At 74.5% G+C, this 22,527-nt stretch carries 15 protein-coding genes; 5 read left to right on the top strand and 10 right to left on the bottom strand.

Features of this window, described 5'->3' with window-relative positions; translation table 11 throughout:
* The first annotated feature begins 58 nt into the window (after window positions 1-58).
* Both KV557_RS05125 and KV557_RS05120 read left to right on the top strand, forming a co-directional pair.
* Window positions 59-1,375, top strand: a complete 1,317-nt coding sequence (locus KV557_RS05125; protein ID WP_218198479.1) for an SWIM zinc finger family protein — start codon at window positions 59-61, stop codon at window positions 1,373-1,375.
* A 21-nt stretch (window positions 1,376-1,396) separates the two neighbouring features.
* The gene (locus KV557_RS05120) at window positions 1,397-2,983 is read left to right on the top strand and encodes a DUF5691 domain-containing protein (protein WP_218198477.1); all 1,587 of its coding nucleotides are present in this window, start codon (window positions 1,397-1,399) and stop codon (window positions 2,981-2,983) included.
* Window positions 2,984-3,081: 98 nt separating this feature from the next.
* Here the strand turns inward: KV557_RS05120 and KV557_RS05115 are convergent, their stop codons facing one another.
* Window positions 3,082-3,489, bottom strand: coding sequence for a cobalamin B12-binding domain-containing protein (locus KV557_RS05115; protein WP_153460947.1), 408 nt, complete (start codon window positions 3,487-3,489; stop codon window positions 3,082-3,084).
* Window positions 3,490-3,808: 319 nt separating this feature from the next.
* Here KV557_RS05115 and KV557_RS05110 point away from each other — a divergent pair, with 319 nt between their 5' ends.
* Window positions 3,809-4,585 (top strand): M23 family metallopeptidase, encoded by a 777-nt coding sequence (locus KV557_RS05110; RefSeq protein ID WP_218198475.1) that lies wholly within the window; start codon window positions 3,809-3,811, stop codon window positions 4,583-4,585.
* A gap of 10 nt (window positions 4,586-4,595) precedes the next feature.
* Here the strand turns inward: KV557_RS05110 and pcrA are convergent, their stop codons facing one another.
* The 3 genes from pcrA to KV557_RS05095 form a co-directional block, all read right to left on the bottom strand.
* Window positions 4,596-7,256, bottom strand: coding sequence for a DNA helicase PcrA (gene pcrA, locus KV557_RS05105; protein WP_218198468.1), 2,661 nt, complete (start codon window positions 7,254-7,256; stop codon window positions 4,596-4,598).
* 95 nt (window positions 7,257-7,351) lie between these two features.
* Window positions 7,352-8,029, bottom strand: a complete 678-nt coding sequence (locus KV557_RS05100; RefSeq protein ID WP_218198466.1) for a LuxR C-terminal-related transcriptional regulator — start codon at window positions 8,027-8,029, stop codon at window positions 7,352-7,354.
* Window positions 8,022-9,491, bottom strand: a complete 1,470-nt coding sequence (locus KV557_RS05095; protein ID WP_218198464.1) for an ATP-binding protein — start codon at window positions 9,489-9,491, stop codon at window positions 8,022-8,024. Before KV557_RS05095 ends, KV557_RS05100 begins: the two co-directional genes overlap by 8 nt.
* Before the next feature lie 133 nt (window positions 9,492-9,624).
* On the opposite strand from KV557_RS05095, the gene KV557_RS05090 reads away from it, so the two are divergent.
* Entirely contained in the window at window positions 9,625-11,085 is a 1,461-nt protein-coding gene (locus KV557_RS05090; protein WP_218198463.1) for a PspC domain-containing protein, read from the top strand.
* Window positions 11,082-11,291, top strand: a complete 210-nt coding sequence (locus KV557_RS05085; protein ID WP_218198462.1) for a hypothetical protein — start codon at window positions 11,082-11,084, stop codon at window positions 11,289-11,291. The genes KV557_RS05090 and KV557_RS05085 overlap by 4 nt, the downstream gene beginning before the upstream one ends.
* Before the next feature lie 37 nt (window positions 11,292-11,328).
* On the opposite strand, the gene KV557_RS44790 is transcribed toward KV557_RS05085, so the two are convergent.
* From KV557_RS44790 to KV557_RS05055, 6 genes are all read right to left on the bottom strand, one after another.
* Window positions 11,329-12,393: a Rieske (2Fe-2S) protein gene (locus tag KV557_RS44790; protein ID WP_218198460.1), complete on the bottom strand. Its 1,065-nt coding sequence runs from the start codon at window positions 12,391-12,393 to the stop codon at window positions 11,329-11,331.
* A 193-nt stretch (window positions 12,394-12,586) separates the two neighbouring features.
* A complete protein-coding gene (guaA, locus tag KV557_RS05075) occupies window positions 12,587-14,155 on the bottom strand; it encodes a glutamine-hydrolyzing GMP synthase (protein ID WP_374106591.1) in 1,569 nt (522 codons plus the stop codon).
* A 1,026-nt stretch (window positions 14,156-15,181) separates the two neighbouring features.
* Window positions 15,182-16,963, bottom strand: coding sequence for a hypothetical protein (locus KV557_RS05070; protein ID WP_218198452.1), 1,782 nt, complete (start codon window positions 16,961-16,963; stop codon window positions 15,182-15,184).
* A 119-nt stretch (window positions 16,964-17,082) separates the two neighbouring features.
* Complete coding sequence (locus KV557_RS05065) at window positions 17,083-18,888, bottom strand: GMC oxidoreductase (RefSeq protein WP_218198449.1); 1,806 nt, start codon at window positions 18,886-18,888, stop codon at window positions 17,083-17,085.
* Window positions 18,889-19,014: 126 nt separating this feature from the next.
* The gene (locus KV557_RS05060) at window positions 19,015-20,655 is read right to left on the bottom strand and encodes a succinic semialdehyde dehydrogenase (RefSeq protein WP_218198448.1); all 1,641 of its coding nucleotides are present in this window, start codon (window positions 20,653-20,655) and stop codon (window positions 19,015-19,017) included.
* 66 nt (window positions 20,656-20,721) lie between these two features.
* Window positions 20,722-22,482, bottom strand: a complete 1,761-nt coding sequence (locus KV557_RS05055) for a serine/threonine-protein kinase (RefSeq protein ID WP_218198444.1) — start codon at window positions 22,480-22,482, stop codon at window positions 20,722-20,724.
* Window positions 22,483-22,527 lie beyond the last annotated feature (45 nt).

Genomic DNA, 22,527 nt, shown 5'->3' with positions numbered 1-22,527 from the left:
GGCGGACGGCGGGACGGACGGTGAGGGAGTGTCAGTGCCGCCGCCTACCGTCGGTGCCATGGAGGAACGCTGGAGCACCGAACACGTCCTGTCCCTGGCACCTGACGCCGCGTCGCAGAAGGCGGCCGGCAAGCTCTCCACGCCCGCCCCCTGGTCGGCCGCGGGCACCGACGGCACCGCGCTCTGGGGCGAGTGCCGGGGCAGCGGCAGTACGCCGTACCGCACCGTGATCGAACTCGCCACGCCCGCCTACCGGTGCAGTTGCCCGAGCCGGAAGTTCCCGTGCAAGCACGCGCTCGGGCTCCTCCTGCTGTGGAGCGGCACCCCGGAGGCCGTCGCCGCCGCCGAGCCCGCCGACTGGGCGGCCGACTGGCTCGCGGCCCGCCGGGAGCGCGCCGCGATCCCCTCCGCCCAGGCCACGGCCGATCCGGCCGCCGCCCGCCGCCGGGCTGAGAAGCGCGGCGCCCGGGTCGCCGCCGGCGCGGCCGAGCTGCGGCTGCGCCTCGCCGACCGGATCCGGCACGGCCTGGCCGACCGCTCCACCGCCGGGCCGTGGGAGGAGGTGGCCGCCCGCATGGTCGACGCCCAGGCGCCGGGCCTCGCCGCCCGGGTCCGCGAGCTCGACGGCCTGCCGCAGGAGCGGCTCCTGGAGGAGTACGCGATGCTCCACCTGCTGGCCACCGCCGCCACCCGGATCGACGAGCTGCCGGCCGGGCTCGCCGCGACCGTGCGCACCCGGGTCGGCTACACCACCGACGCGGCCGAGATCCTCGCCGGGCCGACGGTCCGGGACCGCTGGCAGGTCCTCGGCAGCCGGACGGCACCCATGGGTGATGGAGGGGACGACCGGCTCACCACCCGCCGGGTCTGGCTGCGCGGCGCCAAGACCGGCCGCCCGGCCCTGCTGCTCGCCTTCGGCCGCCCCGACCAGGCCCCCGACCTCGCCGTCCCCACCGGCCACCTGCTGGAGGCCGAGCTCGCCTTCCACCCCGCCGCCCGCCCGCTGCGGGCCGCCCTCGGCACCCGCTACGGGGCCCCCGAGCCCGGCCCGGCCGCCCCGCCCACCGGACTCACCGTCGCCGAGGCGGTGGCCGGCTACGGCACCGCCGTCGCCGACGACCCGTGGCTGGACGCCTGGCCCACCGTCCTCGCCGGGGTCGTCCCGGTCCGCACCCCCGAGGGCTGGCAGCTGACGGACGGCCACCACACCGTCCCCGTCCGCCCCTCGGCCGTCCCGGAGCCGGCCCTCTGGCGGCTGGCCGCGGTCTCCACCGGCCGCCCGCTGACGGTCTTCGGCGAGTACGGCCACCAGGGCTTCGCCCCGGTCACGGCGTGGGCCGGCGATCACCGCCCGATCGGTCTGACCACTGCCTAACCCACCACAGGAGCACCGAGAATGACGATCACCCAGGACCCGTGGGAGAGCCTGCGGACCACCGCCCTGCTCGGCACCGACCGCCGCCCGCTCCCGGCCACCGCCCTGCCCCTCGCCGAGTCCGTGGACCAGGACGACCCGGCCACCGCCCTGCTGGAGCTCGCCGCCCTCGCCACCGTCCGCCGCCGCGCGGGCGCCCTGCCCGTCCCCGCCGCCGGGCCGCCCGGCCCGCCCGCTCCCGAGGACCCGCGCCCCGAGCTGCCCCCGGCGGCGGCCCGCCGGCTGGCCGTCCTCCTCGCCGGGCGGTCGAACGGCGGCGGCACCCTCGCCAACCTCACCGAGCTGCTGCCGCAGTGGCTCGCCACCGCCCGCGCCCGCGGCTTCCGCCCGCCCGCCGCCCTGGTGCCCGCCCTGCTCGACGCCGCCCGCGCCCGCAGCGAACTGCGGACGGACGGGGTCGCCCTGGCCGGCCCGCTCGGCCGCTGGCTGGCCGGGCAGAACCCGGACTGGCGCTACGTCCTGCGCACCACCGCGCCCGACGCTCCCGAGCAGCCCACCGACGATCACCTGTGGCACGAGGGCCTGTTCGCCGAGCGCGTCACCCACCTCACCCTGCTGCGCCGGCGCGACCCGGCCGCCGGCCTCGCCCTCCTGCGGAGCACCTGGCCGACCGAGCGCGCCGAGGACCGGCTGCTCTTCCTGGACGCCCTCCAGGACGGTCTCTCCCCCGCCGACGAACCGTTCCTGGAGGCCGCCCTCGGCGACCGCAGCAAGAACGTCCGGGCCACCGCCGCCGAGCTGCTGTCCACCCTCCCCGGCTCGGACCTCGCCCACCGGATGGCCGTCCGGGCCACCGCCGCCGTCCGCCTCGCCGAGCCGGGGACGCACCTGCTGGTCACCCCGCCCGCCGAGTGCGACGCCGGCATGCAGCGCGACGGCATACCCCTCAAGTCCCCCACCGGGCGCGGCGAACGGGCCTGGTGGTTCGGCGAGGTGATCGCCGCCGCGCCGCTCGCCGTCTGGCCGGAGACCACCGGGCTGACACCGGAGCAGCTGCTCACCCTGCGGGTCGGCGACAGCATCGACGAGACCAGCAGCAGCTGGGCCGACGACCTCCGGGAGGCCTGGGCCCGCGCCGCCGTCCGCCAGCACGACGCCGACTGGGCCCGCGCGCTGCTCGGCCCGGCGCCCGTCCCGCCCGCCCGCGGCGCCGGCCGGTCCCGGGCGCCCCGCGCCACCGGTGCCCCGAGCAAGCTGCTCGCCGTCCTGCCGCCCGCCGAACGGGCCGTCTGGACGGCCGCGTTCATCGAGGTGCACGGCCTGGGCGAGGCGTTCCAGCTGCTCGGTGCCTGCGTCACGCCGTGGACGCCGCCGCTGTCCACGGCGGTGGTCACCGCGCTGGCCCGGGCCGCCGCCTCCGGCGCGTACCCGTGGAGCCACAGCGGGGTGCTCGGCATGACGGAACGCGCGCTGGCCCCGGAGACGGCCGCCGCCGTCGAGGCGCTGGCCGCCGAGGCCGCGCCCGAGTCCGCGTGGTCCGAGACCTTCGCCCGCCTCGCCGGGACGCTGCGCTTCCGGGAGGCGATGCTCGCCGAACTCGGCGCCTGAAACTCAGTGCCCGAAAGACCCGGCGTCTGAAAAGCCTGAGCGGGCCGGCCCCCGACGGACCGGCCCGCTCGGCCGAAGTTCAGACGGCTGCCCGAAGTTCAGCCCGCCGCCCGCAGGTTGGCCTCCACCCAGGCGACGACGTCCCGGGTCGGCGTGCCCGGGGTGAAGATGTCCGCGACGCCCATCGCCTTGAGCTCGGCGATGTCCTCGTCCGGGATGATCCCGCCGCAGAAGACCTTGATGTCCGCCGCGTCGCGCTCCTTGAGCAGCTCCAGCACCCGCGCGCACAGGGTCATGTGGGCGCCGGAGAGGATCGACAGCCCGATCCCGTCCGCGTCCTCCTGGATCGCGGTGTCCACGACCTGCTCGGGCGTCTGGTGCAGCCCGGTGTAGATGACCTCCATGCCGGCGTCGCGCAGGGCGCGCGCGATGACCTTGGCGCCACGGTCGTGACCGTCGAGCCCCGGCTTGGCGACCACCACACGGATCGGCCCTGACACACCCATCACTGCCTCCTGGACCTCGTCGTCCACCAACCCACCCGACCTCGTGGGCCCCGGGCGCGTTAACGGTCAATAACCAACCTGAGGGGAGGTTAGCGCCACCCGGCCCGGTTGACCGTCCCACCCCTCAAGAGGAGGGCAAAATCACAGCTCCACCCCTTGCTACCAGTGGGTATACCCGCTCGCGGGCCCGCCGCACAGCCCCCCGGCCGCCCTCTTGACAACCGGAGGTTTTTCCGAGGGGCCGGACGTGGGGCTACAGTCACGGCTGTTTTCCCTCGCCCGACGACGTGACCGAGGCCCACCGAGGAGGCAGCCCCCGATGGCTCCCGACGCAGCCGCCCGTCCGACCCGTGCGGAGCTGCGCCTGGCCGCCCGCGAGCAGTCCCGCGTCCAGCGTCGCGGTGCCGCCAAGGCGGCCACCCGGGCCGCGCTGTTCCGGGTCGCCATCCCGTCGGTGGCCGCACTCGGGGTCGCCGGCGCCGCGGCGGTCACGGTGATACAGGACGAGGCCGGACGGGTGCCCGCGCAGGCGTCCGCGGCCGACGCCCCGGACAACACCGCCGCCAAGGCCGCCGCCCAGCAGGCCGTCGCGGCCGGCGACCCGGCGCAGGCCTCGCGCAGCGACGCCCGGCAACCGCTGGCCGGCGCCCAGCCCACGGACACCCCGACCGCCCAGCCGACGCCGCAGGCGGCCCCGCAGCCGAAGGTGGTCATGCCGGTCGCCCAGCACGGCCTCGGCGAGCTGTTCGGCGCGGCCGGCACCCACTGGGCCAACCGCCACACCGGCATCGACTTCCCGGTGGACGGCGGCTCCGAGGTCATGGCCGTCACCGACGGCACGATCCGGACGCAGTGGAACCCGTTCTACGGCTACATGTCGATACTCAAGATGCCCGACGGCACCGAGGCCTGGTACTGCCACCTGCGCGGTTACAAAATCCGCAAGGGCCCGGTGAAGCAGGGCGACGTCATCGCCTTCGTCGGCAGCAGCGGCAACAGCACAGGACCGCACCTGCACTTCGAGATCCGGCCGCCCGGCAGCGGGCCGGTCGACCCGCTGCCGTGGTTCCTTTCGAACGGGCTTGACCCCCGCTAGAGCCCGGGCCTCAGAGCTTCTCCACCGGCGCGTACCGCAGCAGCAGCTGCTTGCGGCCCTCCGAGCCGAAGTCCACGGTGGCCTGCGCCCGGTCGCCGACGCCGGTGACGTTCACCACCGTGCCCAGCCCGAAGGTGTCGTGGGTGACCCGGTCGCCGACCGCGAGCGAGACGACCTCGCGCTCCACGACCTTGCCGGAGCGCCGCGCCGACTGCCCCCAACCCGCCTTCGGCTTGGACGACGCGGCCGCCGAAGACCCGGCGGAACGCGAACTCCCGCCCCCGGACGAGGACTTGCCCCAGGACGACCCGGAGGAGAAGCCGCGCGCGGCCGGCGCCTGCGCCGCCCCCCTCCGCTTCCACTCCACCAGGTTCTCCGGGATCTCCTCCAGGAACCGCGAGGCCGGGTTGTACGCGGGCTGCCCCCACGCGCTGCGCAGCACCGAGCGGGTCAGGTAGAGCCGCTCGCGCGCCCGGGTCAGCCCGACGTAGGCGAGCCGGCGCTCCTCCTCCAGCTCCTTGACCTGGTTGAGCGCCCGCATGTGCGGGAAGATCCCGTCCTCCATGCCGGTGAGGAAGACCACCGGGAACTCCAGGCCCTTGGCGGTGTGCAGGGTCATCATCGTGATGACGCCCTGGCCCTCCGCATCCTCGTCGGGGCTTCCTCCTTCGGTCCCGTACTGCTTCGCATCCGGGAGCTGGTCCGAGTCGGCGACCAGCGCGACCCGCTCCAGGAAGTCGGCCAGCGAGCCGACCGGGGGCGTGCCCTCCTCGCCGGCGTCGGGCCGCTCGCCCGGGTCCTGCTCGTACTCCAGGGCCACCGAGGCGAGCTCCTGCAGGTTCTCCACCCGGGTCTCGTCCTGCGGGTCGGTGGAGGCCTGGAGTTCGGCCAGGTAGCCGGTCTCCTCCAGGACGGCCTCCAGCACCGCCGCCGGGCCCGCGCCCGACTCGACGACCTGCCGCAGCCCGGCCATCAGCGTGTTGAACTTCTTGACGGCGTTGGCCGAGCGCGCGGCCATCCCGTACGCCTCGTCGACCCGCAGCAGCGCCTGGGCGAAGGAGATCCGCTCCCGCGCGGCCAGCGCGTCGACCATCGCCTCGGCCCGCTCCCCGATGCCGCGCTTGGGCACGTTGAGGATCCGGCGCAGCGGCACGGTGTCCTCCGGGTTGGAGAGCACCCGCAGGTACGCCAGGACGTCCCGGACCTCCTTGCGCTCGTAGAAGCGCACCCCGCCGACCACCTTGTAGGGCAGGCCGACCCGGATGAACACCTCCTCGAAGACGCGGGACTGGGCGTTGGTGCGGTAGAAGATCGCGACGTCGCCGGGCTTGGCGTCGCCCGCGTCGGTGAGCCGGTCGATCTCGTCGGCGATGAACTGGGCCTCGCCGTGCTCGTCGTCCGCGACGTAGCCGACGACCTTCTCGCCGTGCTCGCCGGCCGTCCAGAGCTTCTTCTCGCGCCGGTTGGCGTTGCGCTCGATGACGGCGTTGGCCGCGCTCAGGATCGTCTGCGTGGAGCGGTAGTTCTGCTCCAGCAGGATCGTGATGGCGTTCGGGTAGTCCTCCTCGAACTGGAGGATGTTGCGGATGGTCGCGCCGCGGAAGGCGTAGATCGACTGGTCCGCGTCACCGACGACGCACAGCTCGGCCGGGGGCACCTCGGCGAGGCGGCCGGCGGCCGGGTTGACCAGGTCGCCGTCGACGGTGCGCCTGGGGGCGGCCGCCACCGAGCCGCCGGTCAGCTCCCGGACCAGGGTGTACTGGGCGTGGTTGGTGTCCTGGTACTCGTCGACCAGGATGTGCCGGAACCGCCGCCGGTAGTGCTCCGCGACGTCGGGGAAGGCCTGGAGCAGGTTCACCGTCGTCATGATGATGTCGTCGAAGTCGAGCGCGTTGGCCTCGCGCAGCCGCCGCTGGTAGAGGGCGTAGGCCTCGGCGAGCTTCTTCTCCATCGGGTTGGCGGCCTGGTCGGCGAAGGTCTCCTCGTCGATCAGCTCGTTCTTGAGGTTGCTGACCTTCGCCGTGAAGGACTTCGGCGGGAACTGCTTCGGGTCCAGGTCGAGGTCACGGCAGACCAGCGACATCAGCCGCTGCGAGTCGGCCGAGTCGTAGATCGAGAAGCTGGAGGTGAAGCCCAGCACCTTGGACTCGCGGCGCAGGATCCGCACGCACGCGCTGTGGAAGGTGGAGACCCACATCGCCCGGGCGCGCGGGCCGACCAGCTGCTCGACGCGCTCGCGCATCTCGCCGGCCGCCTTGTTGGTGAAGGTGATCGCCAGGATCTCGCCCGGCTGCACGCCGCGGGCGCCGAGCAGGTGGGCGATCCGGTGGGTCAGCACCCGGGTCTTGCCGGAGCCGGCGCCGGCCACGATCAGCAGCGGCGAGCCGGCGTGCAGCACGGCCTCGCGCTGGGGGTCGTTCATGCCCTCCAGCAGCTGCGCCGGGTCGATCACCGTACGGGCGGCGCCGTTGCGGTACCAGGCGTCCCGCTGGGCCTCGGCCGCATGGTCGGTCCGGAACAGCCCCTCCGGGATGGCCTCCTCGAAGGCGTCGTACGGGACGTCGTCCTCGTACGGCGGGGGCTCCTCGTCGAGGGGTGCGGCGGGCTGCTTCGACCCGGCGGCGGGGGCCTCGAAACCGGGGAGCGGGAGGTCGTCAAAGAGGCTACTCATGGCACTCCGAGTCTATGGCCCCGCACCGACAAGCCCGCCCGCCGGTACGAGACCGGCGGGCGGGCTTGACAGCGGTCCCCGAGCGGAGGCCGGGCTCAGACCAGCCGGCGGGCGGTGGCCCAGCGGGTGAGCTCGTGCCGGTTGCTCAGCTGGAGCTTGCGCAGGACGGCGGAGACGTGGCTCTCGACGGTCTTCACCGAGATGAACAGCTGCTTGGCGATCTCCTTGTACGCGTACCCGCGCGCGATCAGCCGCAGCACCTCGCGCTCGCGCTGGGTCAGGCGGTCCAGGTCCTCGTCGACCGGCGGGGTGTCGGTGGCGGCGAAGGCGTCCAGCACGAAGCCGGCCAGCCGGGGCGAGAACACCGCGTCGCCGTCGGCGATCCGGAAGATCGCGTTGACCAGGTCGGTCCCGGTGATCGTCTTGGTGACGTAGCCGCGCGCGCCGCCGCGGATGACGCCGATGACGTCCTCGGCCGCGTCCGACACCGACAGTGCCAGGAACTTGACCCCTCCCTGCTCGCCCATCAGCCCCGCCGAGCGCCGCAGCACCTCGACACCACCGCCGCCGGGCAGGTGGACGTCGAGCAGCACCACGTCCGGCCTGGTCTCGGCGACGACGCGGACCGCCGACTCCACGTCGTCGGCCTCGCCGACCACGTCGATGCCGGTGGCCTCGGTGCGCCCGATCTCGGCCCGGACGCCCGTCCGGAACATCCGGTGGTCGTCCACCAGCACGACCCGCGCGATACGGTCCGGCGCTGCCTCAGTCATTCGTTCTCCCCATCTCCAGCTCGACCTCGGTGCCGCCGTCCGGCGCGGGCCGCACCCGTGCGGTGCCGCCGTTGCGCTTCATCCGGCCGATGATCGACTCCCGTACGCCCATCCGGTCCTCGGGCACCGTGTCGGGGTCGAAGCCGGGGCCGTGGTCGCGGACGAACACCGACACCGTCCTCCCCTCCACCTCGGCGTAGACCTGGACCGGTCCCCCGCCACCGTACTTGGCCGCGTTGACGGTCGCCTCCCTCGCGGCCTGCATCTGTGCCGCGATCTTCTCGTCCATCGGGCAGTCGCCGACGATCACCAGCTCGACCGGGACGCCGTGCCGGTCCTCGACCTCGGCGACGACGGCCCGCAGGCTCTCCGCCATGGTGTCCGGCGCGGCCTCGGCGGCGGCCTCCGGGCGGTACAGCCAGAGCCGCAGCTCGCGCTCCTGGGCGCGGGCCAGACGCAGCACCTCCTTCGGGTCCTCGGCCCGGCGCTGGATCAGGGTCAGGGTGTGCAGCACCGAGTCGTGGACGTGCGCGGCGATCTCGGCGCGCTCCTGGGCACGGATGCGGGCGGTGCGCTCGGCCCCGAGGTCCTGCCACAGCCGCAGCCCGTACGGGCCGAGCAGCACCAGCACGCCGGCCAGCACCGCGATCGACGCCTCGATCACCGAGCCGAGCGTCGAGCCGCTGCCCTGCATGGCGAGCAGCGCGATGGTGCCGGCCACCGCGAGCAGCACGCCGGCGCCGACCCGGGTGTAGGCTCCGCGCCGCTTCTCGCCCTCCTCCAGGCCGAACCAGCGCTGCCAGCGCGAGTCGTCGGCCTGCCGCCAGACCAGCGCGACGCCGACGCCGATCGCCAGCAGCGGCCAGGTGTACGGCTTGGCGCTCTGCCAGCCGAGCACGTTGAGCAGGGCGATCAGGCCGATCACGACCATCACCAGGGCGGCCAGCTGGCCGAGGCCGCCCTGCCCGTCCTTGGCGGCGGGCCGGGCGGCGGCCTCGCCCTCGGCGGCGGCGGTCGCGGCGACCGGCTCGCCCTGGAGCGCGTGCTGGAGCAGTTCGCGCAGCCGGCCGACCCAGCCGCTGCTCCCCTTGGTCAGCGGTGTGCCGGGCGCCTGCCACTGGCTCGCCGGGACGAAAGCGCCGTTGACGTACACCCAGTGCGCGCCGCCGCGGTGCGCGGGCTCGCCGATGCCGATCGGCACCACGAACCAGAACGCCGCGTACAGCAGCCCACCGATCCCCTGCGCGAAGAACAGCAGCACGAACGCCAGCCGGACCCACCGCACCGGCAGCCCGAGGTGCACCGCGAGGCCGTGCGCGACACCGCCGAGCATCCGCCCCTGCGGGCTCCGGTAGAGCCGGCGGTACGGCGGACGGCCGGCGTCGGGCGCGCTCGGGTCGGCGCCCGCCGACGGCGCGGGATCGGGGGTGAGGGGACGGGGATCGGTACCGGGTGCTGCCACGCCACCGATGGTTCCACGCGCGCGCCCGCGGGCGCATCAGGGTGGGTCCCTACCCCTTATCAGGGACAAGTCAGGGTGCGGGCAGGGCTCGCACCGGTTGGGCGGGGCCGCGCGGCCCGGGAGGATGGTGGCCATGACCGAGGACCACCGCATCCAGGACGCCGGGCCCGCCGCCCCGCCGGAACCGGACCGCCCCCCGCTGACCAGGGCCGAGCACCACCGCGTGGTGGCCGGCGTCTGCGGCGGCCTGGGGCGGCACCTGGACATCGACCCGGTGGTCTTCCGGGTCGTCACGGTGGTGCTCTGCCTCTCCGGCGGGCTCGGTCTGTTCCTGTACGGCCTGGCCTGGCTGATCGTGCCGACCGAGGCGGTGCCGGACGGCAAGGGCGGCAGCAGGCACGGCCGCACCGAGCTCCAGCGGGTGCTCACCGGCCGGGTGGACGGCCAGTCGGTCGGCGCGGTGCTGCTGACCGTGATCGGCACCGGGGTGTTCTTCTCCTCGATGGGCGACGGCGGCCAGCTGTTCCCGCTGCTGCTGCTCGCCGGGCTGGTCTTCCTGGCGGTCCGCTACGACCCGGAGCGCCGCCGCGGCCGCGGACGCCGCCGGGGCGGCCCGTACGACCGCTACTTCCCCGGCGCCGAGACCGCCGGCACCCCGTACGTCTGGCCCCGCCCGGAGGCGGCGGACGACGAGGCGGCCCGCGCCGGGCACGCCGCCGAGAGGGCCGCCGGGACGGTGCCCGCCGACAGCCCGGCCCCCGGCCCGACCGGCTACCTGTGGGACCCGCGCCACCCCGAGCGCAACCCGTACGGCGCCGCGACCGCGCCGCCGAAGAGCACCACTCCCCCGTACGGCACCCCGGTGCCGCCGCCCGGCAGCCCGGCGCAGCCCTGGTGGCAGCGCACCGACCTGCCGGAGGGCGACCCGCTGCGCAAGGAGCGCCCGGCGGCGCCGCCGAAGCCGGTCGTGGTCCGGCGCCCGAAGGAGCGGTCGGCGCTCGGCTTCTTCGGCTTCCTGCTGGCGATCGGCGCGGGCGCCACGGTCTGGTCCGCCTCGGCCGGCCACACCAGCGTCACCGTGCTGAGCGCGACCGTCCTGGCGACCGCCCTGCTGGTGGTCGGTCTGACGCTGCTGGTCGGCGCGAAGTTCGGCCGGGCGCGCAAGCTCGCGGCGATCGGCCTGCTGCTCACCATGGCCCTGGTCTTCGTCGGCCGGTCGCCGACCTCGCTGCAGAACGCGGTCGGCGACCGCGACTGGACCGTCACCTCGGCGGCCCAGCTGGAGCCCAGGTACGCCCTCGGCGCCGGCCAGCTCCGGCTCGACCTGAGCAGGCTCGACCCCGCCGGGGCGGCCCTCGCCAGCCGGGCGGAGCTCGGCGCCGGCGACCTGACCGTGGTGGTGCCCGCCGACGTGACGGTGACGGTGATCGCCCGGATGGGCCTCGGCAACGTCAGCGTCCCCGGCACCGACCAGAGCGACGGCACCGGCACCCACACCTACCAGATCAACCCCGGCAGCGACCGGCCGTCCAAGGGCACGCTCGACCTCCAACTCTCGGTCGGGCTCGGCAACATCAAGGTGGTCCAGCAGTGAGGAAGCACCGGCTCGACCTGTTCTCGCTGACCGCGGGCGCACTGTTCACCGTGATCGCGGTGGTCTACCTGGTCGCGGCACTCAACGACCAGTCGGTGAACGGACGGATCGTCGTCCCTGTCGCCTTCCTCGTGCTGGGCGCCGGCGGCCTGGCCGGGGCGGTCGCCGCGGTGGCCCGCCGCGGGCGCACCGACCGGGAGGAGTGACGCCGGGACGCCCCGGGAAACCTCGGCCCTGCGCAGCTCAGCTCTGCAGCGGGCCGAGGTTCAGCTTGTCGCCGTCCTTGGTGACGGTGTACTTCGGCAGCGGCTTGGTGGCCGGCCCGTTGACCACCGCGCCGGTGGCCGCGTCGAACCGGGAGCCGTGGCACGGGCAGTACAGATGACCGTTCTTCGGGGCGTCCACCGCGCAGCCGGAGTGCGTGCAGACCGCCGAGAGGCCGCAGTACTGACCGGCCTTGGGCTGGACGATGTAGACGGCGTCGCCGGTCGCCGGGTCCTTGACCTGGGCCGAGCCGCCGACCGGCACGCTCGCGGCGGCCACCGCCGGGGCCGGCCGTGCCGTCGCGCCGGTGCCCGGGGCGGTGCTGCCCGAGGCGGTGCGGCCCGGGGCGGTGCTGCCCGGGCCTGCGGCCTGCTTCGGGGCGGCCTGCTTGTCCCGGCCGAAGGTGCGGGTCAGCGAGCCGGTGAGCAGCCCGGCGCCGCCGAGCGCGACGGCGGCGATCCCGCCGTCCACCAGGGCCCGGCGCTTGACGTGGTCCTCGGTCAGCCCGCGCTCGCGGTCGCGGCCGGCGCGCCGGGCGAGGTAGCCGTCCACCGACAGCTCCGGGGTGCCGGCCAGCAGCAGCGGCGTCCAGGCCAGCAGGTAGCCCAGGTCGTTGCCGAGGTAGTACGGCGAGACGTTCCAGCTGACGGTCAGCCAGAGGCTGAGGTTGATCAGCGCGCCGCCGAGCGCGGCGACCCGGCCCCAGAGGCCGAGCAGGGTGCCGAGGCCGACGGCCAGTTCACCGAAGGCGATGGCCAGCGCGAACAGCGTCGGCGTGTCCAGGGCGGCACCGAGCAGGAAGGAGATCGGGCTGCTGCCCTTGACCGCCTGGGTCTGCGAGACGAACGACGCCGGATCGCCCGCCCCGGCCAGGTAGTGCGCGTCGGACAGCTTGTCCAGGGCGGCGTACACGAAGGTGATGCCGAGGAAGAACCGCAGCGGCAGCATCGCGTACCGGGTCGCGAACGCCCGCCGCTGGGCCGCCCGGTCCGCCAGGCCGGCCGCTCCCCCGTCGACCGCCACGGAGTTGCTGGCCTCCGACATGCCTCACACCTTCCCTCACGGCCCGCCACTGCTGACAGGTCCGGTCCGATTCTGCCCGCTCCTGAACGCTTTCGGTGGGAGGTCCCACCCGCCCGCCACCTGCCGGACCGCGAAACGGCCGCGCCGCCGTTCCCTTGTACACGGGAACGACGGCGCGGCCGTTCGGCTCCGGCTCAGCGTCCGGCGGGAGTGCTCACTCCCACTCGATGGTGCCCGGCGGCTTGCTGGTGACGTCGACGACGACGCGGTTCACGTCGGGGACCTCGTTGGTGATCCGGGTGGAGATCCGGGCCAGGACGTCGTACGGCAGGCGCGACCAGTCGGCGGTCATGGCGTCCTCGGACGAGACCGGGCGCAGCACGATCGGGTGACCGTAGGTGCGGCCGTCGCCCTGCACACCCACGCTGCGCACATCGGCGAGCAGCACGACCGGGCACTGCCAGATCTCACGGTCCAGGCCGGCCGCGGTCAGCTCCTCGCGGGCGATCGCGTCGGCCTCGCGGAGCAGGTCCAGCCGCTCCTTGGTGACCTCGCCGACGATCCGGATGCCCAGGCCCGGGCCCGGGAACGGCTGGCGCTGGACGATCTCCTCCGGCAGGCCAAGCTCCTGGCCGACCATCCGGACCTCGTCCTTGAACAGCTTGCGCAGCGGCTCGACCAGCTGGAACTGCAGGTCCTCGGGCAGGCCGCCGACGTTGTGGTGGGACTTGATGTTGGCGGTGCCGGTGCCGCCGCCGGACTCCACCACGTCCGGGTACAGGGTGCCCTGGACCAGGAAGTCGACCGACTCGCCGTGCTCGCCGGCCTCGGCGATGATCTCGGCCTGGGCCTGCTCGAAGACCCGGATGAACTCGCGGCCGATGATCTTGCGCTTCTCCTCGGGGTCGGAGACACCCTTGAGCGCGTTCAGGAAGCGGTCCGCCGCGTCGACCACCTTGAGCTGCACGCCGGTGGCCGCGACGAAGTCCTTCTCGACCTGCTCGGTCTCGCCCTTGCGCATCAGGCCGTGGTCGACGTAGACGCAGGTCAGCTGGTCGCCGATGGCCTTGTTGACCAGGGCCGCCGCGACCGCGGAGTCCACGCCGCCGGAGAGGCCGCAGATCGCGCGCTTGCTGCCGACCTGGGCGCGGATCAGCGCGACCTGCTCGTCGACCACGTTGCCGGTGGTCCAGGTCGGGGCGATGCCGGCGCCGCGGTAGAGGAAGTGCTCCAGGATCAGCTGGCCGTGGTCGGAGTGCAGCACCTCGGGGTGGTACTGGACGCCGTAGAGCCGGGCCTCGTCGTTCTCGAAGGCCGCGACCGGCACCACGTCGGTGGAGGCGGTGACGGTGAAGCCCGCCGGGGCGGCGGAGCAGGCGTCGCCGTGCGACATCCACACCGAGTGCTGCGCCGGGACGCCCTCGAACAGGGTGGAGCCGGTGCGGCTGACGGCCAGCGGGGTGCGGCCGTACTCGCGGGCACCGGTGTTGTCGACCGTGCCGCCGAGCACCTTGGCCATCAGCTGGAAGCCGTAGCACATGCCGAAGACCGGGACACCGGCCTCGAAGATCGCGCGGTCGAGCTGCGGCGCGCCCTCCTCGTAGACCGAGGACGGGCCGCCGGACAGGATGATCGCCTTCGGGTTCTTGGCGAGCATCTCGGCGACCGGCATGGTGCTCGGCACGATCTCGCTGTAGACCCGGGCCTCACGCACCCGACGGGCGATGAGCTGGGCGTACTGGGCACCGAAGTCGACCACCAGGACGGTGTCGGTCTCAGGCACGGACTGGACGGGAATTGCAGCGGACACAGACGGCCTTCCGGCAGCGGTATCGAGGGTGTCGCACGGAACGCGTCCCTGACAGGGCCGCGGCGGCGACGGGTGGGGGTGTCTGAGTACCGATTCTACCGGGCTGCCCGGTTTCACTCGTCTGCCCATCCAAGCGACCGTGACCGGGCGGGCCAGTTCTTCGTTGCTTCTGACGACGTGCGACCGCGCCGCGCCTGCCAGACGCGCCGCCTCCGCCCCGGGCGCGGGGCGCCGCCGCACGGCATGCAGGACCACGCGTGGAGCTTCATCCCAGTCCACCGGCGCACGTGGCGCCGCCGCCGTTCCGGCCCCGCCGGGCGCGGCGCGCCGTGGGACCGTGCGCGGGTGCCGCGGCCGGCCAGCAGGGGACAGCGACCCCGGCCGCGACTGGACCACGAGGTGGGGCGGCCGGCCCCGGGGACGCCCGGGACGGCCGCCGCACCCCGGCACGACCCCGGTGTGCGCCCGAGATGCGACCGGGCGCACACCCTTCACCGTCCCGCGCCGCTACGCGCGTCCTCGTGCGCCGCAATCGGCCAAACCACTACACACCGTGATCATCGACGGGGCGAACGGGGGCTCGCCGCCCCAAAATGGACTGTGCCGAAGTGTGCCGAACCGGTTGCAGAGCGAGCCCCTCGTCCAGCACGATGCTCCGTGGAAGCGGTTCTCCCGGCGGCCGACGGCTCACCGTGGGGACCGGGACCGCTGCCGCCGCGACCCGGGGCGGCAACGGCGATCACCTCACGCTCCGTGAGCGAAGGCCCGGCGCAGGCATGCGCGCCGACCCGCCGCACCGCGAGCGTGCGCGCCCCGCGCCGCCGGCCACCCACGCCGGAGCCGCACCCGGCGCGACCCCCGACCAACCGACACGACGGCGCTCCTCCCCCGGCGCCGTCACTCCAGCACCGGCGCAGCCCTGACGCCGCGTGCTGAGCGACAAAGGGCCCCGTTCCCCCGCGGGGCCCTTTGCCCTGTCCACTTCGCTCAGGGGGCCGCTCAGGGGTGCTCGCGCCAGACGCTCGGGTCGACCGGCTCGTCGCCGTCCCGCGGGCCCTTGAGCAGTTCCACCGGCCCGGCCCCCGGCACGCGCGGCCCCTCGTGCGAGCCGACCACGTCGCTCACCCGGGCGTCCACCGGGTGCTGCTCGGGCTCGGCGGCCGGCCCGTACCCGTACGGCACACCCTGCTGCGGCACCCTGCCGTACGGGACGGCCACCGCGCCCCGGCCGCTCGTGAAGGCGGCCAGCACCGGCGGCAGCACCACCGCGCCGATCACCGCCCAGATCACGTTGGCCGCGAGCAGCGACACGAAGACCAGGCTCACCGCGTAGTGCTGGCGGAGAGGCTCGCCGTGCGAGTACGCCGCGGTGGCCGTCGAGTACGCGCCACCGGCCACCACCATCAGCAGGGTCAGCCCGACCGCGTACACCACCGCCAGCCGGATCCGGTCGGCCGCGTCGAGCCGGCGCCGGTGGGCCGTCCAGGCCAGCAGGGCCACCGCGAAGAGCGCCAGCAGCCCGGCCCAGCGCCAGTCGGCGGTCTCGTCGTGCAGGTCGAAGAAGGAGAAGTCCTGGGCCCCGGGGGACCCGCTGTCGTAAGGGCCCCAGCCCGACGAACCGGTCCGGCCGGCGACGGCGTCCTCGGCCCGGGCGGTCGCCCCCGAGCCGATGCCGATCAGCATCAGCCCGAGATTGGGCAGGAAGGCGAGCGACAGGGCGACCTGCGAGCCGTCGCCGTTGGCCGCGACCAGGATGAAGACCGCCACCACGGAGACCCCGACCAGCAGCGCGAGCACCTGGCCGGCCGCCAGCGAGGCCACCGCCCAGCCGCGGATCGCCCGGCTGCGCCAGGCCGCCCAGCGCAGCGCGTCGGTGCCGTGGACGGCGAACGCGACCAGCCCGGCGAGCAGCGCGCTCCAGCCGACCGCCTGCGGCCAGCCGGAGTCGGCGGTGTACGTCACCGCAGCCGCCCTCCCGTACAGGCCCGACGGGCCGTCGATGTACGGGCTCCAGCTGGTGCCGGCGAACAGACCGAGCAGCAGCGTCACGGCCGCCGCGACCACCGCGGTGCGCAGGGCCTCCCCGGCCGCCTGTCCGCGGGTCGGGTGCTGGGCCGTCCGGGCCTGGCGGCGACGGGAGAAGAACCGCAGGCCGAGCCAGAGTGTGAGCAGCCAGAGCGCGGTGACGGTCAGCGGGACCAGCCGCACCATCGCGTCGATGCCGTTGCCGGTGCTCCGCCAGTGGGACGTCAAGCCCAGCTGGAACGGGGCGCCGAGCGCGCCGAGCGCCATCGCGAGGGTGGCGCCGAAGCGCTCGCCGAACCCGGGGACCTCGATCAGGGGGCCGGTGTCGTAGCCGCTCGGGGACGCCGCGATCAGCGCGGCGATCAGCAGCACGGCGGTCGGCGCGAGCAGCACGGTGAGCGCCGGGCGCCAGTCCGCGCCGGTCAGCCGGCGCAGTACGGGCGACTGCCCGACCGCTGGGTCGTACAGCCGGCCGGCGCCCCAGGTGCCCAGCGCGGGTGCCCCGGCGCCCGGCGGGTACGGCGCGGGGCGTCCGGGCGGGGGCGTGGGTGCGTACCCAGGCGGAGGCGCGTAGCCGGGCGGGGGCGTGGGCGCGTACCCGGGAGGGACGGTCGGCCCGTACGAGGGCGGCACGGGCGGCGGCGGCACGGCGGGCGGGGCGACCGGCGGTGGCGGCGGTGCCGACGGCCGTCCGCACCCGGCGCAGGCGAGCGCCCCCTCCATCGAAGCCGCGCCGCACGATGCGCAGATGGCCATGAAACCGCATTCCCCCCGCTCGACGAGTCCCCTGGTCCCCAGGGAGCCCGTTTATCCCATCGGACCCGAACGGCTGTCAACCGGCATACCGGCCGGGCGTGTTGACCAGGCGCCTGCGCTCAGTCGCGCTTCTTCGGCACCTCCGGGACGGGCAGCAGCGGCAGCCGCAGCGCCCCGAACGCGCCCTCCGGCACCGCCGGCCGCACCGGCGCCACCGCGGCGACCCGGCGGTACGCCTCGCCCTGCTCCGGCCGCCGGTCCGCCTCCCCCTTGTTGGGCCACATCGACAGGGCGCGCTCGGCCTGCGCGGTGATGGTCAGCGAGGGGTTGACGCCGAGGTTGGCGGAGACGGCCGCGCCGTCCACCACGCTGATCCCCGGGTGCCCGTACAGCCGGTGGTACGGGTCGACCACGCCGGTCTCGGGGGCGTCGCCGATCGGGCAGCCGCCGAGGAAGTGGGCGGTCATCGGGATGTCGAAGATCTCGCCGACGGTACTGCCGGCGAAGCCGTTGATCTCCACGGCCAGCGCCCGGGCGCCCTCCTCGGCGGCCGGGATCCAGGTCGGGTTGGGCGCGCCGTGGCCCTGGCTGGAGGTCAGCCGGCTCTTGCCGAGCAGGTCCTTCTTCAGCGAGACGGTGATCGAGTTGTCCAGCGACTGCATCACCAGGCCGATGATCGTCTTCTCCGACCAGCGGTGCTGGTTCATCGAGCGGGCGAAGGTCACCGGGTGACGCACCGAGCCGCCCAGGTAGCGCAGCCAGCGCGGGGTCCGCCCGGCGCCCTTGACCTGGGCGATCGACAGCGCGCCCATCGCGTTCGAGCCCTTGCCGTAGCGGACCGGCTCGATGTGGGTGTTCGCGTCCGGGTGGATCGACGAGGTGATCGCGACGCCCTTGGTGAAGTCCGCCCGGGCGCCGTACCGCCGGTCGGTGGTCTGCGCACCCACCAGCGCCTCGGAGTTGGTCCGGGTCAGCTCGCCGAGCCGGGCCGAGAGGCGGGGCAGGTGACCGTCCGCGCGCATCCGGTGCAGCAGCGACTGCGTGCCGTACGTGCCGGCCGCGACCACCACCCGGGCGGCCGTGATGGTCCGCGCACCCGCCTTCACCCGGTCCGTCCGGGAGCGCGCGTCGGTGCGGCGCACGTCGACCGCGAAGCCGCTGTTCCCCTCGGCGTCGGCGCACTCGCGGATCCGGGCCACCGTGGTGAGCGGGTGGATCTCCGCGCCGCCCTTCTCGGCCAGGTACAGGTAGTTCTCGGTGAGCATGTTCTTGGCGCCGTGCCGGCACCCGGTCATGCACTCGCCGCACTCCACGCAGGCCTTGCGGGCCGGGCCGGCGCCACCGAAGTACGGGTCGGCGACCTCGTCCCCGGGGGCCGCCTTGGCGGTGCCGTCGGTGTCCTTGCCGTCCCCGAAGAAGACCCCGACCGGCGCCATGTGGAAGGTGTCCGCGACGCCCATCCGCTCGGCCGCCGCCTTGAGGTGGACGTCGGACGGGGTGACGGTCGGGTTGAGCCGGACGCCCAGCATCCGCTGCGCCTGGTCGTAGAACGGCGCCAACTCCTCCTGCCAGTCGGTGATGTGGCGCCACTGGCGGTCCTCGAAGAACGCCTTCGGCGGCACGTACAGGGTGTTGGCGTAGTTCAGCGAGCCGCCGCCGACCCCCGCACCGGCCAGGATCAGCACATTGGCCAGCAGGTGGATCCGCTGGATGCCGTACAGCCCGAGCCTGGGCGCCCACAGGTAGTTCGGTAGGTCCCAGGAGTTCCTGGGCAGTTCGTCGCGGTCGAAGCGCCGCCCGGCCTCCAGGACGGCGACCCGGTAGCCCTTCTCGGTCAGCCGCAGTGCGGCCACCGAACCGCCGAAGCCGGAGCCGACCACGACCACGTCGTAGTCGAACCCGCCCTGCTCCCGGGACTCCGCCATCTGCCACTGCTCCTTCGCCGTGTGAACCTGCCTGTGGTGCCCGCGAGTCGGGCCACTCCCTGAACGCAGCCTGCAGCGCGCCTGCTTGAGGCGCAGCTACTTGAGGCGCAGCTACTTGAGGCGCAGCTACTTGAGACGCAGCGCCTTCAGCACCCGCAGTCCGCTGGTCATCACCGCGGCGAACTGCTTGTCGTCCAGGCCGAACGAGGGCGCGATCGGCATCAGCCGCTGGGTCGCGATCGTCTGCGCCTCGGTGAACCGCAGGATGCCCTCGGCGCCGTGCCGCCGGCCGAGCCCGGAGTCGCCCATCCCGCCCATCGGCGAGCCGACCGAGCCGTACGCGGCGGCGTAGGCCTCGTTGACGTTGACCGTGCCGGTGCGCAGCCGGGCCGCGACCGACCGGCCGCGCCTCAGGTCCCGGGTCCAGACGCTGGAGTTGAGGCCGTACGGGGTGGCGTTGGCGGCGGCCACCGCCTCGTCCTCGGTGTCGAAGCGGTAGATCGAGACGACCGGCCCGAAGGTCTCCTCGCCGCAGACCGCCATCTCCGGGGTGACGCCGTCGAGGATGGTCGGCTCGTAGAAGAACGGGCCGAGGTCCGGCCGGGGCCGGCCGCCGGCCAGGACGGTGGCGCCCGCCTTGACCGCCTCCTCGACGTGCCGGGTGGTGGTGTCCAGCTGGCGGACCGAGACCAGCGAGCCCATGTCGGCGCCGTACGCGAGACCGCCGCCGAGGCGCAGGTTGCGGGTGCGCTCGGCGAACTTCTCCAGGAAGGCGTCGGCCACCGAGCGGTGGACCATCAGGCGCTCGATCGAGATGCAGAGCTGCCCGGCGGAGGAGAAGCAGGCCCGGACGGCGCCCGCGGCGGCCCGGTCGAGGTCGGCGTCGGCGAGCACCAGCATGGCGTTCTTGCCGCCGAGTTCGAGCGAGGCGCCGACCAGCCGGGCGGCGGCGCGCTGGGCGACGTCGCGGCCGGTGCGGGTGGAGCCGGTGAAGGAGACGTAGTCGGCGTGCTCGACCACGGCCGGGCCGATCACCGGCCCGTCGCCGATCACGACCTGCCACAGGTCGGCCGGCAGCCCGGCCTCGACCAGCAGCTCGCGGGCCCACAGCGCGGTCAGCGCGGTCTGCGTGTCGGGCTTGTTGACCACCGCGTTGCCGGCCACGAAGGCGGGCAGCGCGTCGCCGACGGACAGCTCCAGCGGGTAGTTCCACGGCGAGACGTGGCCGATCACGCCCTTGGGGCGGCGGGCCTCGATCGCCTGGGTGAGCACCGGCAGTGCACCGCCGTGCCGCTTGTCGCGCAGGTAGCCGTGCGCGGCCCGCCCGTAGTGCCGGGCGGCCATCGCGACGGCGAGCACCTCCTCGAAGGCGTGCAGCCGGGCCTTGCCGGTCTCGGCCTGGATCAGGTCCAGGACCTCGTCCTGCCGCTTGAGCAGCAGGTCGTGGAAGCGCAGCAGGACGGCGGCGCGGCGGCGGACCGGCAGCGCGGCCCAGGCCGCCTGGGCGCGGCGGGCCAGCTGGAAGGCGACCTCGACGTCGGCCGGGGTGGACTGCGGCAGGCTCGCCAGCCGCTCGCCGGTCAGTGGGGCGACGGTCTCCACCACGCTGGGCTCGTCGGTCGCGGTGACGCCGGCGGCCAGCCGGGTGATCAGGGACGGCGGGACGGCCGAGGCGACGGTCCGGCCGCCGCCGGGGGCGGCGGGGTTGCCGCCCGCGCGAGCTCCGGGGTGTTCGGTGGCCACTGCATCTGCTGTGAGGTCCGACATACGGCGCAGCCTAGGCGCTCGGAGGTCGGTTCGGTACCCGGCGGTAACAAGAATCTGCCGAAGCCGTCAGCGGGTCGGCGTGAAGTGGTTGAGCACCGTGCGGAAGCGCTGCTCGGCCTCGTTCCACTCGGTGCCCCGCTCCGGGCTGGACGAGTAGATCGCGTAGCCGGTGCCGTCGTCATCGAGGAACTCGGCCTCGATCGCCCGCCGCCGGCCGCCCTCCTTGGCCGCGTAGCTGAACTCCCAGACGGCCGCCTCGTGGCCGTTCACCGCGACGCTGGTCATCTGGTGCTGCTTGTAGTCCTTCAGCGACTTGGAGACGGAGGTCTCCATCTCCCGCATGTGCTCCAGCGGCTTGACGGACTGGCCGACGGTGACCGCGAACTGCAGGTAGTGCACCTTGCCGTCGGGGCTGTAGTAGATCTGGTTGTCGGACGAGGTGATGCGCTGCCAGACCGGGGTCGAGCTCGGCAGCGGGAAGCGGAAGCCGGCCGGGTCGTCCACCCAGTGGTAGCCGGCGGGCGCCGGCGTGGAGCTGGCGGAGCCGCTCGGCTCCGGGCCGGCCGAGGCGGTCGGGGCGGGCGTTGCCGGGTCGTCGGCCTGGGTGCCGACGACGTGCCGGGTGGCGAAGAAGGTCGCCCCGGCCGCCACCAGGCCGACGGCCAGCGCGATCGCGACGATCTTCAGCGTGTTGCGGCGTCTGGCCGGTCCGCGCGCGGGCGCGACGGGGTGCGCGACGGGCGCGACCGGTCCCGTGGGTGTCGTTCCCAGGGCCTGCACGCCCCCGGCCGGGGCGTCCGGTGCCGTGACGGCCGTCGCGGCCCCACGCGCCTCGGTGGTCCCGTCGGTGGTCCCCTCGGCGTCCTCCGCAGCCACCTCGGAGGCAGCCTCGTCGTCCGCCTCCGCCGGCACCTCGCTGCGGTCCACCACCGGCACCGACAGGGTCGGCGTCCGGACCGACGCGACCGACTTCAGACCGATCGTGTGCCCGGCCTGCACCTCGGCCAGCATCCGGGCCGCCTCGTCCGCGGTCGGCCGGTCCGCCGGGTCCTTGGCCATCAGCGCGGCCAGCACCGGCCCCAGCGGCCCGGCCCGGCGCGGCTCCGGCAGCGGGTCGCCCACCACCGCGGCCAGCGTGGTGATCGGCGAGGTCCGGCGGAACGGCGACTGGCCCTCGACCGCCGCGTACAGCGTCGCCCCGAGGCCCCACAGGTCGGAGGCCGGCCCGGGCCGCTCCCCCTGGGCGCGCTCCGGCGCCAGGTAGTCCGGCGAGCCGACCAGGTCGCCGGGCCGGGTCAGCTCGGCCGAGCCCTCGTACGTCGCGATGCCGAAGTCCAGCAGCACCACGCGGCCGGTGCCGCGCTCCAGCAGCACGTTGGCCGGCTTCACGTCCCGGTGCAGCACTCCCAGCTGGTGGCCGCGGTGCAGCGCGGCCAGCACCTGGCTGCCGACCTCGGCGGCGGCGCGCGGCTGGAGGGTGCCGTCCTGGCTGATCACGTCGGCCAGCGAGCGGCCGTCCACCAGCTCCATGACGATCCACGGCCGGCCGTCCTGCTCCAGCACGTCGTGCACGGTGATCACGCCGGGGTGCTTGATCCGGGCCGCCGCACTGGCCTCGCGCTTCATCCGGGCGTGCAGGATCTGCAGCTCGTCCTCGGGGAGGTGGTTGACGGTCAGCTCCTTGACCGCGACCTCGCGGTCCAGCATCCGGTCCCAGGCCCGCCAGACGGTGCCCATCCCGCCCCGGCCGAGCCGCTCGCCCAGCTCGTACCGCCCGGCCAGCAGCCGCTCCGCCTCGGCCGTCTCCGGCCGGTCCTGCACGCCCATCGGCGACCGCTCCCCCTCGCTCCCACCTGCCGTCAGTGCGACGGA

It is taken from the genome of Kitasatospora aureofaciens (assembly GCF_019192735.1).
Taxonomy (GTDB): domain Bacteria; phylum Actinomycetota; class Actinomycetes; order Streptomycetales; family Streptomycetaceae; genus Kitasatospora; species Kitasatospora aureofaciens_A.
The sequence above is the reverse complement of the archived record's forward strand: the minus strand, read 5'-3'. Positions and strand labels throughout refer to the sequence as shown.

Coding starts and splice junctions, on each gene's coding strand:
- KV557_RS05125 (WP_218198479.1), top strand. CDS start 59: ATGGAGGAACGCTGGAGCACCGAACACGTCCTGTCCCTGGCACCTGAC.
- KV557_RS05070 (WP_218198452.1), bottom strand. CDS start 16,963: ATGGCCATCTGCGCATCGTGCGGCGCGGCTTCGATGGAGGGGGCGCTC.
- KV557_RS05065 (WP_218198449.1), bottom strand. CDS start 18,888: ATGGCGGAGTCCCGGGAGCAGGGCGGGTTCGACTACGACGTGGTCGTG.
- KV557_RS05115 (WP_153460947.1), bottom strand. CDS start 3,489: ATGGGTGTGTCAGGGCCGATCCGTGTGGTGGTCGCCAAGCCGGGGCTC.
- KV557_RS44790 (WP_218198460.1), bottom strand. CDS start 12,393: ATGTCGGAGGCCAGCAACTCCGTGGCGGTCGACGGGGGAGCGGCCGGC.
- KV557_RS05090 (WP_218198463.1), top strand. CDS start 9,625: ATGACCGAGGACCACCGCATCCAGGACGCCGGGCCCGCCGCCCCGCCG.
- KV557_RS05120 (WP_218198477.1), top strand. CDS start 1,397: ATGACGATCACCCAGGACCCGTGGGAGAGCCTGCGGACCACCGCCCTG.
- KV557_RS05100 (WP_218198466.1), bottom strand. CDS start 8,029: ATGACTGAGGCAGCGCCGGACCGTATCGCGCGGGTCGTGCTGGTGGAC.
- KV557_RS05055 (WP_218198444.1), bottom strand. CDS start 22,482: ATGGGCGTGCAGGACCGGCCGGAGACGGCCGAGGCGGAGCGGCTGCTG.
- pcrA (WP_218198468.1), bottom strand. CDS start 7,256: ATGAGTAGCCTCTTTGACGACCTCCCGCTCCCCGGTTTCGAGGCCCCC.
- KV557_RS05060 (WP_218198448.1), bottom strand. CDS start 20,655: ATGTCGGACCTCACAGCAGATGCAGTGGCCACCGAACACCCCGGAGCT.
- KV557_RS05110 (WP_218198475.1), top strand. CDS start 3,809: ATGGCTCCCGACGCAGCCGCCCGTCCGACCCGTGCGGAGCTGCGCCTG.